General features: G+C 39.8%; 14 protein-coding genes. 8 read left to right on the forward strand and 6 right to left on the reverse strand.

Features of this window, described 5'->3' with window-relative positions:
- Position 1: 1 nt before the first annotated feature.
- Positions 2–1,873, reverse strand: a complete 1,872-nt coding sequence (locus tag ACOKFG_RS04755) for a T9SS type B sorting domain-containing protein (protein ID WP_422861935.1) — start codon at positions 1,871–1,873, stop codon at positions 2–4.
- A 99-nt stretch (positions 1,874–1,972) separates the two neighbouring features.
- Here ACOKFG_RS04755 and leuS point away from each other — a divergent pair, with 99 nt between their 5' ends.
- The 4 genes from leuS to ACOKFG_RS04775 all read left to right on the forward strand — a co-directional run bounded on the left by leuS (position 1,973) and on the right by ACOKFG_RS04775 (position 7,105).
- On the forward strand, positions 1,973–4,771 hold the full coding sequence (leuS, locus tag ACOKFG_RS04760) for a leucine--tRNA ligase (RefSeq protein ID WP_422861936.1): 2,799 nt from the start codon (positions 1,973–1,975) through the stop codon (positions 4,769–4,771).
- A gap of 33 nt (positions 4,772–4,804) precedes the next feature.
- Complete coding sequence (locus ACOKFG_RS04765) at positions 4,805–5,059, forward strand: SemiSWEET transporter (protein ID WP_298793423.1); 255 nt, start codon at positions 4,805–4,807, stop codon at positions 5,057–5,059.
- Positions 5,060–5,214: 155 nt separating this feature from the next.
- The gene (gene ald, locus ACOKFG_RS04770; protein WP_299487816.1) at positions 5,215–6,318 is read left to right on the forward strand and encodes an alanine dehydrogenase; all 1,104 of its coding nucleotides are present in this window, start codon (positions 5,215–5,217) and stop codon (positions 6,316–6,318) included.
- A 91-nt stretch (positions 6,319–6,409) separates the two neighbouring features.
- Complete coding sequence (locus ACOKFG_RS04775) at positions 6,410–7,105, forward strand: zinc metallopeptidase (RefSeq protein WP_298793424.1); 696 nt, start codon at positions 6,410–6,412, stop codon at positions 7,103–7,105.
- 69 nt (positions 7,106–7,174) lie between these two features.
- On the opposite strand, the gene ACOKFG_RS04780 is transcribed toward ACOKFG_RS04775, so the two are convergent.
- Entirely contained in the window at positions 7,175–7,645 is a 471-nt protein-coding gene (locus ACOKFG_RS04780; RefSeq protein ID WP_298793425.1) for an Lrp/AsnC ligand binding domain-containing protein, read from the reverse strand.
- A 48-nt stretch (positions 7,646–7,693) separates the two neighbouring features.
- Complete coding sequence (locus ACOKFG_RS04785; protein ID WP_299486645.1) at positions 7,694–9,067, reverse strand: saccharopine dehydrogenase C-terminal domain-containing protein; 1,374 nt, start codon at positions 9,065–9,067, stop codon at positions 7,694–7,696.
- 97 nt (positions 9,068–9,164) lie between these two features.
- On the opposite strand from ACOKFG_RS04785, the gene ACOKFG_RS04790 reads away from it, so the two are divergent.
- Together ACOKFG_RS04790 and pckA are read left to right on the forward strand one after the other, a co-directional pair.
- Complete coding sequence (locus ACOKFG_RS04790; RefSeq protein ID WP_313809755.1) at positions 9,165–9,539, forward strand: DUF423 domain-containing protein; 375 nt, start codon at positions 9,165–9,167, stop codon at positions 9,537–9,539.
- Between the two features lie 63 nt (positions 9,540–9,602).
- Positions 9,603–11,219: a phosphoenolpyruvate carboxykinase (ATP) gene (gene pckA, locus ACOKFG_RS04795; protein WP_298793428.1), complete on the forward strand. Its 1,617-nt coding sequence runs from the start codon at positions 9,603–9,605 to the stop codon at positions 11,217–11,219.
- A 51-nt stretch (positions 11,220–11,270) separates the two neighbouring features.
- On the opposite strand, the gene ACOKFG_RS04800 is transcribed toward pckA, so the two are convergent.
- Genes ACOKFG_RS04800 through ACOKFG_RS04810 form a run of 3 tightly spaced genes read right to left on the reverse strand, consistent with a single transcriptional unit; the run spans position 11,271 to position 14,335 of the window.
- Positions 11,271–12,014 (reverse strand): uroporphyrinogen-III synthase, encoded by a 744-nt coding sequence (locus ACOKFG_RS04800; RefSeq protein ID WP_298793429.1) that lies wholly within the window; start codon positions 12,012–12,014, stop codon positions 11,271–11,273.
- 6 nt (positions 12,015–12,020) lie between these two features.
- A complete protein-coding gene (locus ACOKFG_RS04805) occupies positions 12,021–12,674 on the reverse strand; it encodes a DUF4271 domain-containing protein (protein WP_298793430.1) in 654 nt (217 codons plus the stop codon).
- Complete coding sequence (locus ACOKFG_RS04810) at positions 12,671–14,335, reverse strand: glycosyltransferase family 39 protein (RefSeq protein WP_298793431.1); 1,665 nt, start codon at positions 14,333–14,335, stop codon at positions 12,671–12,673. The genes ACOKFG_RS04805 and ACOKFG_RS04810 overlap by 4 nt, the downstream gene beginning before the upstream one ends.
- 122 nt (positions 14,336–14,457) lie before the next feature.
- On the opposite strand from ACOKFG_RS04810, the gene ACOKFG_RS04815 reads away from it, so the two are divergent.
- Both ACOKFG_RS04815 and ACOKFG_RS04820 read left to right on the forward strand, forming a co-directional pair.
- A complete protein-coding gene (locus ACOKFG_RS04815; protein ID WP_298793432.1) occupies positions 14,458–15,189 on the forward strand; it encodes a polyprenol monophosphomannose synthase in 732 nt (243 codons plus the stop codon).
- The gene (locus ACOKFG_RS04820) at positions 15,189–16,523 is read left to right on the forward strand and encodes a dihydroorotase (protein ID WP_298793433.1); all 1,335 of its coding nucleotides are present in this window, start codon (positions 15,189–15,191) and stop codon (positions 16,521–16,523) included. Before ACOKFG_RS04815 ends, ACOKFG_RS04820 begins: the two co-directional genes overlap by 1 nt.

A 16,523-nucleotide genomic window follows, 5' to 3' on the forward strand; every position in this document is an offset into this window, starting at 1 on the left:
ATTATCGTTTCAACGCAAAATGCCCGGTGTATAGGTTGTCACCGATTTTTACAGCGTACCAATAATCGGAAGATGGCAAAGGTCTGTTTTTAAAGGTGCCGTCCCATGAATAGTCCTTGTCTGTAGATTGTGCGATAAGCCTTGAGGTCCTATCGAAAATACTGATTTGAAAGTCTTCGAATGCTTGAATGCCTTCTGGTCTAAAGCTGTCATTCACCCCATCACCGTTAGGAGTAAAAAAACGCGGAAGAACTAAGTGAACAAAAGGAAACTGCGCTGCACCACAAAACGTTTTGTCTCTAACATAGGCGGTATAAGCACCACCTTCGAGGTTTTCAAAGAGAGGACTGTCTTGATAAACAAAACCATTAATCGAATATTCAAAATCGCCTGTATTTTCGGTCACAATGGTAAAGTCCCTGTGATTTGAAACAATCTCTTCAACAATTGGCCGATCTATCTGGGTGACCTCAATAGTTTTATCAGCACTACAGCCACTAGCATTGGTAACAGTAACAGTGTACGTTCCTGGAGAATCTATGGTTATCTCTTGTGTGTTTTCCCCCGTATTCCATGAATAAGAGGAATTAGGAAAATCGGCTGATATGGTCAAACCCTCTCCTTCACAAAGGATTAGGGTTTCATCTTGTAGAACAGGTAAATCATTAAAAACAATGGATACCCCAGTTCTGGTATCCGAAAAGCAGCCGGCAATTTCCGTAACTGCTTCGGCATAATAGGTTCCTCCAGTTGTGATTACGTAATGAAGGGTGCCTGCCTCCAAGAGGTTGCCTCCGGCAGGTGCATCATACCAATCTGCGGTGATACCGTCAGGTGTGGAAACAGAGACGCTTCCAGTTATGCCAGCGCATGTGTTGACATCTCCCAAGGAAATCGGAGCGATTGGTTTTCCTTCAATGATAACCTCAAACTCATCGGATAGTGCATTGCAATTGGAATTGGAAAGATTTATCGGGTCCTCGGCAACTTTGACACGGTACCTTGTAGTACCAAAAATTGGTTGAGAAGTATACGTTGGGTTGGTTTCTCCAACAATGTCAGACCAGTTAATCCCGTCTGTACTTTCTTGCCATTGATAGGCATGCGTGCTATAGACTGAAAAATCTGGATTTGCGGTCAGCTCAACCATAGCAGGGGCATTTTCTTGACAGACACCTAGAATATTGGTGTTGTTTGCAGCATCCGTTAAAGTAATTCGGTCACCACAAGTTCTGAAAACAATATCATCTATGGCAAGGTCATTTCCACAGCCACCTGCTCCATTGTTGAGCATTTTGAGAATGACTGATGTTTGGCCAGGTACCGTTTGAAAAACCAATGCATATTGCTCCCAAACCGGACCACTTTTGTTAGCAATACTACCTGTGCTCCCGGATGCTAATAGATTCGTATCCGTATTGTCCCATATCTGAAATTGAACATTTATAGGAATTCCGTTACCGCCACAACTTGAACTTGGCAAGAGATTAAGTAGCCATGATGAAAACTCATAGGTTGTGTTCTCGCAGAGCCCATCTATTGTTCTTCGGAAAAATTCGCCAGCGGTAAAACTAGCGTTGACAATGAGCGCTTTCCCATTATTGTCGCCAGGAGTGTGGTCATTAATATTGAACCAATCGAAATAAGGTGTGGAGCTAGAGATTGTATAGCTTCCATCAATCGGTTCCCCATTCACATAATTATAAGTGGTAGTGCCTGGGGGTAAAGCGGGGCCATTTGTAGTTCCTGTACCAAAGGTTTCCGTAAAAATAGGGTCTCCCGAATTACCATTGCAAAACCCCAATTGTGCATCCACGTGGAATACAATGAAGCAAAAAAACAACGCGGAAAGTAAAGAGGTTTTTTCTAGCAATGGATGGCATTTTTATGGCTTTCTAGGACAACACATTTTATCTTTTTCGCTTTGCGTGATTAAACCTATTTTTGCCAAATCAAAGGAGTAAGATATAAAATGAATTATAATTTCAGGGAAATAGAAGCCAAATGGCAGAAGTATTGGGCAGATAACCAAACATTTAAAGCGCACAACGACTCGGATAAGCCAAAATATTATGTATTGGACATGTTTCCTTATCCTTCAGGAGCCGGTTTACATGTTGGACACCCTCTAGGCTATATAGCTAGTGATATTTATGCGCGATACAAAAGACATAAGGGGTTCAATGTCCTTCACCCTATGGGATATGACTCCTTCGGATTGCCTGCAGAGCAATATGCCATTCAAACTGGACAGCATCCTGCAATTACCACGGCAACCAATATCAAGCGATATCGTGAGCAGTTAGACCACCTTGGTTTTTCATTTGATTGGAGCCGGGAAGTGCGTACTTCAAATCCCGAATACTACAAATGGACACAATGGGTTTTTATCCAATTGTTCGATTCTTGGTATAATAAAAAAGTAGATAAGTCTTCTACTATTTCTGAGTTGATTTCTGTTTTTGAAAAAGAAGGAAATGCAACAGTTGATGCTGTTTGTGATGATGACACTCTAGCATTTTCAGCTGAAGATTGGGCAAGTTTTTCAGATAAAACAAAACAAGAAATACTTCTAAAATACAGATTGACCTATTTGGCGGATGCTGAAGTAAATTGGTGTCCGGCATTAGGTACCGTTCTTGCCAATGATGAAGTGGTCAACGGAGTTTCTGAGCGCGGAGGGCATCCGGTAATCCGGAAAAAGATGACCCAGTGGATGATGCGCATCACCGCTTACGCTCAACGTTTGTTGGATGGATTGGATACCATTGATTGGCCGCAGCCTTTAAAAGATTCTCAAACCAACTGGATTGGCCGTTCCGAAGGAGCACATGTTGAATTTAAAGTGCAAGGTTCGGAGGATACTATTGGAGTCTTTACTACCCGACCAGATACTATTTTTGGTGTGAGTTTTATGACCTTGGCACCAGAACATGATTTGGTGGCCAAAATCACCACCCCAGAACAAAAGGAAACGGTTGAAGCTTATGTCGAGGCTACAGCCAAGCGCTCAGAGCGTGACCGAATGGCAGATGTAAAGACCATTTCTGGAGTGTTTACCGGTGGGTATGCAGAGCATCCGTTCACCAAAGAGCCGATTCCAATTTGGATTGGCGACTACGTTTTGGCTAGCTATGGCACTGGAGCGGTTATGGCAGTTCCCTGTGGGGATCAACGAGATTACGATTTTGCAAAGCACTTCAACATTCCAATTCCAAACATTTTTGATGGAGTTGATATTTCTGAGGAGGCATTTGCAGATAAGGCGACTACGATTATTGGCAATTCTGACTTTTTGAATGGTCTTTCATACAAAGCAGCTACCACGAAAGTCATTTCAGAATTGGAAAAAATTGGACATGGAGAGGGCAAGATCAATTACCGTCTCCGTGATGCGGTTTTTAGTCGTCAGCGTTATTGGGGAGAACCCTTTCCGGTCTATTATGTTGATGGAATGCCTCAAATGATTGCCGATGAACATTTGCCTTTGGAATTGCCCGAGGTAGAAAAATACCTTCCTACGGAAACCGGTGAGCCACCTCTTGGAAATGCTACCGTTTGGGCTTGGAATACTGAAACCAATGCGGTTGTTGAAAATGAAAAAATCAACAACATTACAGTGTTTCCATTGGAATTGAACACCATGCCGGGTTGGGCTGGTAGCTCCCAGTACTTTAACCGTTACATGGACCCGCATAATCGAGAAGCGATTTATTCTCAAGAAGCAATTGATTATTGGCAAGATGTAGATCTCTATATTGGTGGTAGTGAACATGCGACTGGTCATTTGTTGTACTCGCGTTTTTGGCAAAAGTTCTTGTTTGATATGGGAATTGCCCCTAAAGAGGAATTTGCAAAGAAGCTCATTAACCAAGGGATGATTACGGGGACGAGTGCTTTTGTTTATAAGGATCTAGATTCTAATAAGATTTTCTCAAAAGGACTAAAGGAGAACAGGAATGTTATTCCAATTCATGCTGATGTCTCTATGGTAAATGCTTCTGATGAGTTGGATATTGAGGCCTTCAAAAAATGGCAGTCAGAATATAAAGAGGCAGAATTTGTTCTTGAAGATGGAAAGTACATCGTTGGCAGAGAGATTGAAAAAATGTCCAAATCCAAATACAATGTCGTTAACCCGGACGCTATTTGCGAAGAATATGGGGCTGATTCATTGCGTTTGTACGAAATGTTCTTGGGACCTTTGGAGCAATCAAAACCATGGAACACTGCCGGTATAACCGGAGTACATACTTTCCTTAAAAAACTTTGGAAGCTCTATTTGGACATTGATGATAGTGCTCCAAATGCGGAAAATCTAAAAACCCTACACAAGACCATCAAAAAGGTAGAAGAGGATATCGAGAATTTCTCGTTCAATACCTCTGTGTCAACCTTCATGATTTGTGTAAACGAGTTAACGGCGCAAAAATGTGCCAGTAAATCGATATTGGAACCCTTAGCCATTTTGGTATCACCTTATGCGCCACATATCGCAGAGGAATTATGGGAGAAAATGGGTCATTCAGGGTCCATTTCAGAAGCCACTTTCCCCAAATTTGAGGAAAAATATTTAGTAGAAAGTAGTAAGGAATATCCGATTTCCTTTAACGGAAAAATGCGTTTTAAACTGGAACTTCCTTTAGATATGGGCAAAGACGATATTGAGGCTGCTGTAATGGCCCACGAAAAAACACTTGCGCAACTTCAAGGGCGAACCCCTAAAAAGGTTATTGTGGTTCCTGGCAAAATTGTAAACATTGTGGGGTAAACTATTAGATTCCCCAAAGAATTACAACCAATTATGGATACAGTTGAGATTATTGGTTTAGTAGCTGCTACACTGACCACAGTTGCCTTTGTGCCCCAGGTTTTTAAAGCATGGAAAAATAAATCCACCAAGGATGTTTCCCTGACCATGTACTTGATTTTGCTTACGGGTATAATCTTATGGCTCTATTATGGCTTTGCAATTAAAAGCCTCCCCATAATTTTTGCCAATGCAATTACGGGTGTTCTAGTATTATCAATTCTAGTGCTTAAGATAAAACACAAGTAAGGTATTTATAAAATTATTACAGCATACCCCTTAAAAAATAGGGGTCTACTTAATAAAAAGTGTTTTTCTGTCAACTTACCCCTCATTTTATCGATTATATTTCTAATTTTGTTTGTTTTAAAACATTTTTGATGTTAAACATTAAAACTAAAACTATGATTGTTGGGGTGCCAAAAGAAATCAAGAACAATGAAAGTCGGGTGGGTATGACACCAGCTGGTGTTTTTGAGCTTGTAAAGAATAACCATACCGTATATATCCAATCAAGTGCAGGAGAAGGGAGTGGATTTTATGATAAAGACTATGAGCAAGTTGGTGGAAAGATCTTGAACACTGCAGCTGAGGTTTATGCTCTGAGCGACATGATTGTTAAAGTCAAAGAGCCCATAGCTGAAGAATATGAGCATATAAAAGAGGGTCAGATAGTATTCACATATTTCCATTTTGCATCTAGCGAGGTGTTAACTAAGGCGATGATAGAAAGAAAAGCGATTTGTATAGCATACGAAACTGTGGAAGATTCTGATGGTACGCTACCATTATTGACTCCAATGTCCGAAGTCGCTGGACGTATGGCCATTCAGCAGGGAGCAAAATATCTTGAAAAGCCTGTTAAAGGTCGAGGTGTCCTATTAGGAGGCGTTCCTGGAGTAGCTCCCGGTAAGGTTTTGGTGTTAGGTGCTGGAACTGTTGGGATTCAAGCTGCTAAAATGGCAGCAGGTCTAGGAGCACATGTGACTATTATTGATGTTGACATGAAACGACTTCGCTATGTGAATGATATAATGCCAAATCATGTAGTCACCGATTTTTCGAGCGAATATAGTATTCGCAAACATATCAAAAATCATGATTTAATTATTGGAGGTGTTCTATTAAAAGGAGCCAAGGCGCCAAACTTAATTACAAAGGACATGCTTAAAGAAATGAGGCCAGGAACAGTTATTGTTGATGTAGCCGTAGATCAAGGTGGATGTGTTGAAACGACAAGGGCTACCACTCACGAAGACCCCATATACATTATTGATGACGTTGTACATTATTGTGTTGCAAATATGCCCGGTGCTGTCCCATACACTTCTACCATTGCATTGACCAATGTGACACTGCCATATGTCATTAAACTGGCCAATCATGGTTGGCAAAAAGCCTGCGACAAGGATAGAACATTATCCAAAGGGTTGAATATTGTTGAAGGCGAAGTTCTTTACAAGGAGATTGTTGAGGCATTTCATTGGGAGGACCCAATTACCATATAACATACAATTTGTCAGTAAAATAACCCCGTCAAACATTGGCGGGGTTTTTGCTTTATAGTTGGTATATTTATAAGACTAAAACGAAACAGTTATGATGACATATTATATATTGATTGGTGGAATAGCGCTGATCAGCTGGTTGGTAAGCAGTAGGTTAAAGAGTAAGTTCAAGCACTATTCCAAAGTTCATCTTCGAAATGGAATGAGTGGTGCAGAAATTGCTCAAAAGATGCTTGACGATCATGGTATTAGAGATGTAAAGGTGATTTCAACTCCGGGAATGCTAACAGATCATTACAATCCAAAGAATAAGACCGTTAATCTAAGTGAAGGTGTATATGCCCAACGAAACGCTTCTGCTGCTGCGGTAGCCGCGCATGAAGTTGGACATGCTGTTCAACATGCTCAGGCTTATGAATGGTTGACCATGCGCTCTAAATTGGTGCCAGTGGTCAGTGTTACGTCCGGAATGTCCACATGGGTGGTATTTGGTGGATTAATGTTGGGTGCAGCCGCCGGTGTAGGACTTGGATATTACATAGCCGTTGCTGGATTGGTCATGATGGGCTTGGCAACCGTGTTCAGTTTTATCACTTTACCCGTGGAGTACGATGCTAGTAATCGGGCATTGGCATGGCTAAAACAGAAAAACATGGTAAGTCAGGAAGAATATGCCGGTGCAGAGGACGCTTTAAAATGGGCCGCAAGAACGTATTTAGTAGCCGCCTTAGGTGCATTGGCCTCTTTAGTATATTGGGCTTTCCAAGTGTTTGGAGGGAGAGATTAAAATATAGAGATCCTTTTTTAAAAGGAACCGCAATAATAAACCTGTTTGGAGTAATTCAAGCGGGTTTTTTTAGATAGAAATTTGACGGTCTATTTGCTGATGCAAAGAAATAAAGGTTTCGGTTCTGGAAACGCCCTCAATTTGTTGTATTCGTTTATTCAGTACATGCATTAAATGCTCGTTATCCTTGCAAAGGACCTTTATCAATATGGACCAGTTTCCTGTGGTATAATGACATTCAAGAACTTCAGGAATCTTCTCGAGTTCTTTTACCGCTTGGGGATTGGACATCGCTTTGTCCAGAAAAATGCCAATATAGGCCATGGTCATATATCCCAATACCTTGGGGTTGATAACAAATTTTGATCCGGAAAGCAATCCAGAATTTTCCAACTTGCGCAAACGCTGGTGAATGGCTGCACCTGAGATACCAATATTTCTGGCAATCTCTAGAATTGGTCTTCGGGCATCTTCCATTAAATACCTTAGTATTTTTTTGTCGATACCATCGATTTTCACAGAAGTGTTAGTGTTTTTCATGTAAAAACTTCAAAATTGAAGTTAAAGATACCGAAAAACTAAAAATAGCTAACTTCCAATCGTATCGGGGTTATATCCTAGATAAGGAACCTTATGTTCTTTAAAGGTAATGTCGTATGACTTTAATTCTGAGAGGATGGGTTCATAAACTTCTTTTTGAATAGGTATCTGAACCCCAGGAGTTGTAATTTTTTTGTTTAGAATCTGAAGTGTCGCAATGGCAACCGGTAAACCAACAGTTTTAGCCATGGCAGTATAGGTTTGATTTTCACCTAGGACAACCATACTGGCATCAACCTGTTTTTTTTGTCCATCCAACTCATAGCCAAACTTGTGGTACATCACAATCATATCCTTTTCATCCTTTTTTAGGGTCCAACTATCCTCGAGAATGTACTGGAGCATCTTGGCTGGAGAGGCATTTTTTATTGGAATTTTTTTGTTGGGGTTAAAAAGGTCCAATTCCAAAAGCTTTCCCCATCGAATATCGTCTTGATCAATCTTGAGATAATGACGCAATTTCAATTCAACTGAATCGGTAGGGGAGTAGGGTAGAAACAGATTCACAAAATCACGATATGACATTCCCTCAGAATTTTCAATGATATAGCTATCATCTGTCATCCCTAGCATAACAAATACTTGCCATGCTTTGGAAAAACCTACTCTTCTCATAGTACCGCGATAAAGAGTCAAAGCTTCTTGAAGTCCATAAGCATCCGTATACTTTAAAGAATCCCTGTTTGGGTATACTTCAAAAGTTCCGTACCCTTCAATATCAACGAGCTCGGTTCTTCGAAAGAGCTTCTGATATGGAATGTATTTGTAAGTGCCTTCCTGTATAAATTTTGCTGCACCACCCTGTCCGGCCAAAACCACATTTCTTGGATTCCAAGTGAACTTATAGTTCCAAAGATTGGAGTCGTTTGCCGGGGCTACCAAGCCCCCGGTGAATGATTCGAAAAGAAGCATTTTTCCGCCATTTCCACGGATACGGTCTATGATTTCCATAGCGCTCATATGATCTATGCCAGGGTCTAGACCTATTTCGTTCATAAAAACAAGCCCATTTTTTTTGGCTTCTTCGTCCAATGCCGCAATTTCCTTGCTCACGTAAGAGGCGGTAACTAGATGTTTTTTATACAGAATACAATCTTCTGCAATACTAATGTGTAATCTAGGGGGGAGCATGGAGACGACTATAGAAGATGACTCAATCAAACTTCTTCTATCGGCATCATTAAAGATATCCAATGCCACAACCTTGCAATTGGGATTTAAGGAAATATCCAGCGGAATATTCTCAGGATGAAGGTCTCCAATTAGCAACTGGAGATTCTCTTTTTCAGCATTCTTTAGAATATAATCCAGAAGATATGAGGTGGATTTTCCAGCCCCAAGAACCAAAATAGTACGTACCATGCGTTTTAGTTACTTTTGATTAAAACGGACACTAAAGTATCAAATTGTTATATTTCTAAAAAAATATGATTACAAAGTTATGAACAAAACAATTTTGATGACAGCCACGCTTTTTGGTATGGTGGCAATTATTCTTGGCGCTTTTGGTGCCCACGGACTTGAAAGAATAGTTGATGAGACTTCTTTGGAGTCTTTTGAAACGGGAGTGCGTTATCAAATGTACCATGCCTTGTTTCTGTTGTTTTTGGGAATATGGGATGGACTGGGAGTCAAGCCTAGAAAATTGATTTTTCGATTTATTTGGATTGGCACCGTTTTGTTTTCATTTTCCATCTATGCATTGGCCTTAAATGATTTAACTTCTTTTGATTTCAAAATCATAGGGTTCGTTACACCCATAGGCGGAAGCATACTGATTGTGGGTTGGGCACTTCTTGGCTTTTATATTTTGTCCAAAAAATCAGATAATTAACCAAGTTTTTCAAGGTGGAACTGACTAGATTTTCTAGTTTTGTACCAACTTAAAATTAACTAAATGAGTACGCCTGTTCCAACTACGAAATCGATTTCGTTAAAAGCATATGGAATCGACCACAATCGTATACATTATCAGCTATCATCAGACAATTTACATGCAGCCACCATTGAAAAAGATATGGGAAAAGAAGCCTCATCAGGTGCTTTGGCTGTCAATACCGGTGAGTTTACTGGACGATCTCCAATGGACCGCTTTATTGTTGAAGATGAGATAACCAAGGATAAAGTATGGTGGGGAAAGATTAATATTCCCTTTGAAAGTGCAAAGTTTGACAAATTGTATGATAAGGTTATTGCTTATCTAAATGACAAAGAATTATTTGTTCGTGATTGTTACGCCTGTGCAGAAGCTGATTATAAGCTGAATATTCGGGTAATTAATGAATACCCTTGGTCCAATATGTTTGCGAACAATATGTTTATCAGGCCAACTGAAGAGGAATTGGTAGGATTTGACCCAGAATGGACTGTTGTGAATGCTCCTGGCTTTCTTGCGAATGCACAAGAGGATGGCACACGTCAGCATAACTTTGCCATTTTAAACTTTTCTAGAAAGATTGCTTTAATAGGAGGCACAGGATATACAGGGGAAATAAAAAAGGGAATTTTTTCTGCATTAAATTTTATTCTTCCCGTGTTTAAGAACACTTTACCGATGCACTGTTCGGCCAATGTTGGGGCGGACGGAGACACTGCAATATTCTTTGGACTTTCAGGAACCGGTAAAACAACGCTTTCAACCGACCCTGACCGTAAATTGATTGGAGATGATGAACATGGTTGGACCGCTAATAATTCGGTTTTCAATTTTGAAGGTGGTTGTTATGCAAAGGTTATAGACCTTTCCAAGGAAAAGGAACCTGAAATTTATGGAGCCATTAAAAAGGGCGCTATTTTGGAGAACGTCATCATGGATGAGAATGGGGAAGTCGATTTCAATAATACTTCCATCACCCAAAATACCAGGGTAAGTTATCCGATTCACCATATTGAAAACATACAAATTCCTTCAATAGGTAAGAATGTGAAAAATATCTTTTTCTTGACTGCTGATGCTTTCGGGGTGCTGCCTCCAATATCTAAATTGACTCCAGCCCAAGCTGCATATCATTTTATTTCAGGGTATACCGCAAAGGTGGCCGGCACTGAAGCAGGTGTGGTCGAACCACAACCTTCTTTCTCAGCTTGTTTTGGAGCTCCTTTTATGCCATTACACCCCGCTGTTTATGCCGAAATGTTGAGCAATAAAATGCAAGAGTCCGGGGTTGATGTCTGGTTGATCAACACAGGTTGGACAGGAGGTCCTTATGGTGTTGGTAAGCGAATGGAATTAAAATATACCAGAGCTATGATAAGTGCTGCATTGCGTGGAGAGCTGGGGTTATATAACTATGACAATTACCATATACACTCTGTGTTTGGAGTGGCACAGCCAAGAGAGTGCCCAGGAGTTCCTACTCGTGTGTTGAGTCCACGGGCAACATGGAACGATGATGAGGCATATTATACCACAGCATTTAAGTTGACCAATGCGTTTCGGGAAAACTTCAAGAAATTTGAGGCCTACGCCAGTGAGGAAATTAGGCGTGGAGGCCCACAGCGATACGCTTTCTAAACAAAAAGGCCCGATTCATAGAATCGGGCCTTTTTATATAAACTAAAAAAATTATTTGTTCACACTGGTAATATACTTCTGCAATGCCATGGTCATAGAAGGCGTTTCAGGAGTTGGAGCTTGAATATCTATTCGAAGACCGGCTTCGGTTGCAGCGTTTACGGTACTGTTTCCAAATACGGCGATTCGAGTATCTTTTTGTTCGAAATCCGGAAAATTCTTTAGAAGGGATTCAATTCCCGATGGGCTAAAGAAAACCAAAACATCATAATAAACATTGCGGAGGTCAGAAAGGTCGCTAATTACGGTTTTGTAGAATATACCTCGCGTCCAATCAACCTGCAATTCATCCAATGCCTGGGGCACGGTAGCCTTTAGCGTGTCTGATGATGGTAATAGGAATTTTTCGTCCTTGTATTTCTTGATCAATGGGACCAATTCATTAAAGGTGCGTTTACCAACATATATCTTACGTTTACGGTAAACAACATATTTCTGAAGGTAGTAAGCAACGGCTTCCGATTGGCAGAAATACTTCATGGTATCAGGAACCTTGAAGCGCATTTCCTCTGCAATTCTAAAAAAATGGTCTACCGAATTTCTGCTGGTAAGAACTATGGCAGTAAAATTGTTAAGATCAATTTTTTGCTGCCTTACACTTTTGGCTTCAACTCCTTCAACATGTATAAAGGGTCTAAAATCTACTTTTACCTTCTCTTTTTCAATCAGGCGTGAATAAGGGGAATTTTCGATTTTAGGTTCAGGTTGGGAAACCAAAATTGTCTTTACTTTCATAAGCTTTCAATCTTTTAGATAGGTTCCAACTATCACTAGGGGTGCAATTTCGAGTGTGCAAAGGTACAAAATAAAATAGAATAAATTGGGAACAATGGCTTTTTGATAGTTCTTCAACAGCTTTATAAATCCTATAGCATTTATGGAAACAATTAAGATAAAAGCCACATAAAATACAATTTTGGAGCTGCCGGCAATGTAAATGAGAACCACATTCGCGGCAAACATTATAAGGCTGCTGTAGTTAAGGTAGGAGGTTTTGTTAAAAAGAAGTTCGGCAATCAGGCTTTGTGTATTAAAAACGTAGCCCTTAACAAATTGAAGGGCCAATTTGACCAACTGGAAAAGTACCACGACTCCCATAATCACGAAAAATGATAACAACGGGTCTTCATCAGCGCCAAAAAAGCTCTGTATCACCAAAAAAAGAAACAGTGAAAAATTGATTAACTGAAATAATGTTAGCATAATATGGAACCAGTTCAATAACCGACCTTTCTTACTATGAAGCACTACATACCTATTGTTGAAGGGAAGGATTATGAAGTTTAGAAACCTACCCTGAAAAAGATACTTTCCCAAAGCAAGTATCACCATACTCAAGAAGAGTACTATTGTCATCCAATCCATGGAATCTACTACCTTGTATATTGGGTTCATTGAGTTACTTTAATTGGTTCACCATTGAGTCCAGGGAGTAAGCCATTTTCTGATATACCAATTCGAAAATAACCAGGATTCTCAATTGTTGGCTTGGGTAATTTAATGTTATAGTGCGCGGTATCTTTTGGTTTTAACAAAAATTGCTCGTTTTGCTGAAGTTTCACATGAACAGGCAATAATTGTTTCACTTGTTTGTATTTGTTGGAATAAGCCACCTTGTAGCTCAATTTGTCTAGCGGAACATCGAAGGAATATGGATTATAGACCTTCAAGATGTGCGAACTGGAATCAGGAGACAATTCTACAAAACATTGCAATTTGCGATAGGACTGGAAATTGTCCATAAAAACACCATAAAATACAGTGCCATCTGGATAGACGTATGAAACATCTCCGCTTTTTCGATATTTAGTTACATAAAGAATACGTTTATTCCTCATCAGTTCTTCCGCATCATCAATGGAATATTGATTTTTCCGTTCCCCCCAAACATTATTAAAGGAAAAGGAGTCATCTTCCGAATAAAACTTGTACATCGATGCGCTGCGATACGAGTTTTCAAAAACAATGGGCACCCCTTCTGCTTTGGCCTTCAATGTTTTGACCCATTCCTTATTTCCATGTGTTTCAAATAATAAAGGAACCAAAGGTTGATGGATTAACCAAGCTCGAGCATAAAGCAAGATAACCAAGCTGACAATACCAATGCGATACATCCATTTTCTGCTTTTGGCATTTTCCAAAAGGTGATTGAATGCAAGTACGGCCATGGGAATCGAAATCACAATAATCCATTGTGTTTGTACCCGTCTGTTAAAACTCGAGACAAAAAAGAAAATAAGCACGCCAAACACCAAGAATTTCAGTGCTCTGGTAAACTTATCAGATGCCGCCTTGGTCTTGATCAGGGATAGATAAACCCAATAAAATAGCAGCCCGAAAATGGCAACTAGATTTATGAGGTAGCCCAATGTGAATTTTTCAAACGAATAGGCTTGGTTGGGCCTTTCAAAAAGATGGTATTTTATAGAAACAAAGTCATGTTCATACAACCAAAGGAAATGAGGTGTGTAACATATCAAAGCAATAATCACTGCTAGCCATGCCCGACCATTTCCGATTAATTTAAAATTGGAAAGAAATACAAATAGTATGACCAATACCGCGTGATACTTACTGTACATCAAAGCAGCCATTGCAACTCCTAACAAAACAGAAATTAAAATGGTAGGCTGTTGCAAAAAACGTTTGTATAGCCACAAGAAAAAGGCTGTAAAAAACAAGAGGGGAGTATCGGGTAAGGTCAAAAATCCATAGGCATTCATCAAGGTCATTGAGAACAACAACAGGAAAAAATGAACTATATAATCTTTCTTCTTAGAATTGTCAATAAGTAACCACAAAAAGGAGTAGGTTCCTGCTGAAAGTAAACAACTCATAAAGCGAACCCCAAGCTCTCCATCAAAAAAAAGACTGCTAAGCTTGATTAAAAAGGCAACCATCGGAGGGTGGTCAAAATAACCCCAATCCAACTGTTGCGCGTAGTACCAATAGTATGCTTCGTCGTAAATAAGCTCGGTAAAATAGCTTTGTACAAGGTTGAGAACAAAAAGAATGGCCAGAAGAACAAGAAAAAGTCTGGGAAACTTTTGAATCATCAAATGGATTTTTAGATGGCGCAAAGTTACAAATATTGAATTATAGCGTAGCGATTAAAGCATAGAGTAACGACAATAGACAAAAGAGAAAACCGTATTTTAGCGCTTCTAATCTTTAACGGATGGCAGACGGCCTGGTGATTATACCGACTTTCAATGAAATTGAGAACATTGAGGCTATTATCAAAACAGTTTTTGATTTAAAAAAGGACTTTCACGTACTCGTTGTGGATGATAATTCTCCTGATGGTACCGCCGAAAATGTTCGAAAGTTACAAGACCAATTTTCTGATCGCCTTTTTCTTGAGGTGCGAAAGGAGAAATCCGGTTTAGGAACGGCATACATTCATGGTTTTAAATGGGCATTGCAGCGAGATTATGAATACATCTTTGAAATGGATGCAGATTTTTCGCATCGCCCAGCCGATTTATCACGGCTACATCGCGCCTGTCTAAATGGAGCCGATGTTGCCGTTGGATCCAGGTATAAAAAGGGTGTGAACGTCGTTAACTGGCCCTTATTTAGAATATTGCTGTCTTATGGGGCATCATTTTATGTAAAGATCATCACGGGCATGCGGGTTCACGACCCCACCGCAGGCTTCATCTGTTATAATAGAAAAGTTTTGGAAGCCATTAATTTGGACGCGGTCCGTTTTATTGGCTATGCGTTTCAAATTGAAATGAAATACCGGGCACACCTCAAAGGCTTTAGGATTGATGAGGTTTCCATCATTTTCACGGATAGAATCAATGGAAAATCAAAAATGAATTCTGCAATTATCCGTGAAGCCATATTTGGTGTAATTGCAATGAAGTTTAGAAGTATATTTTTCAAAAAGAGTTTTTTATAATGCCGAAGACCCTCTTAAAAAACGCCACAGTAGTTAACGAGAATAAAATCTTTGAAACTGATATACTGCTAGATGGTGATTTTATAGCCAAATTAGATAACAACATATCCGATGCGCATGCAAAAACAATTGATTTGGAAGGAAATCTTTTGTTGCCAGGAGTTATCGATGATCAAGTACACTTTAGGGAACCAGGGCTTACCCATAAAGGTAATATTGCTTCCGAAAGTCGAGCTGCGATAGCTGGTGGAATCACCACTTTTATGGAGCAGCCCAACACGAATCCTCAGACCACCACTATTGAAAAATTGGAGGAAAAGCATTCCATAGCTTCCAAGAGTTCTTTCGCGAACTATTCTTTTTTGTTTGGTGGAACCAATGATAATTTGGAAGAACTAAAAAAATTGGATAAAAATGCATGCTCTGGGGTAAAGTTGTTTTTGGGTTCTTCTACCGGCAATATGTTGGTTGATAATGAAGAAGTACTTGAAAAAATCTTCAAGAATACCGAAATGGTTATTTCCACGCATTGTGAAGATGAATCAACCATAAGAACGAATTTGGCAAAATATCAGGAAAAGTATGGGGATGATATCCCAGTAGAACTGCATCCTATTATTAGAAGCGAAGAAGCCTGTTATTTGTCATCGTCAAAGGCGATTGCCTTGGCCAAAAAAACCGGGGCAAGATTACATGTATTTCATCTTTCAACGGGTATCGAGACTGACTTGTTTACCAACGAAATTCCATTGGAAGAAAAAAAGATTACCTCGGAAGTATGTATACATCACCTTTGGTTCTCTGATGAAGATTATGCAAAAAAAGGTACTTTGATCAAGTGGAATCCGGCGGTAAAAACAAAAACCGACCGCGAAAAACTTTGGGATGCACTTTTAGATGACAGAATCGATGTGATTGCCACCGATCATGCACCGCATACCGTGGATGAAAAAAACAATCCATATACAAAAGCACCTTCAGGTGGTCCATTGGTTCAGCATGCGCTTTTAGCTATGCTCCAAAAAGAGGAGGAAGGAATTATTTCCCTTGAGAAAATTGTGGAGAAAATGTGCCATAATCCGGCTAAGTTATTTGATTTGGATAGACGTGGATATATCAAGGAAGGATACTATGCAGATTTGGTCCAGGTGAAACGAAACACCCAAAACGAAGTTAAAAAAGCTAATATTTTGTATAAATGCGGTTGGTCGCCCTTTGAAGGTGTTACTTTTGGCTCGGAAGTGGTGCGTACTTTTGTCAATGGTCATTTAGCGTATGAACTCGGAAACTTTTCTGAGGAGAGGCATGCAAAACGACTCACCTTTGATAGATAA

Origin of the sequence: Flagellimonas rhodophyticola (genome assembly GCF_049332665.1) — a bacterium.
Taxonomy (GTDB): Bacteria; Bacteroidota; Bacteroidia; order Flavobacteriales; family Flavobacteriaceae; genus Flagellimonas.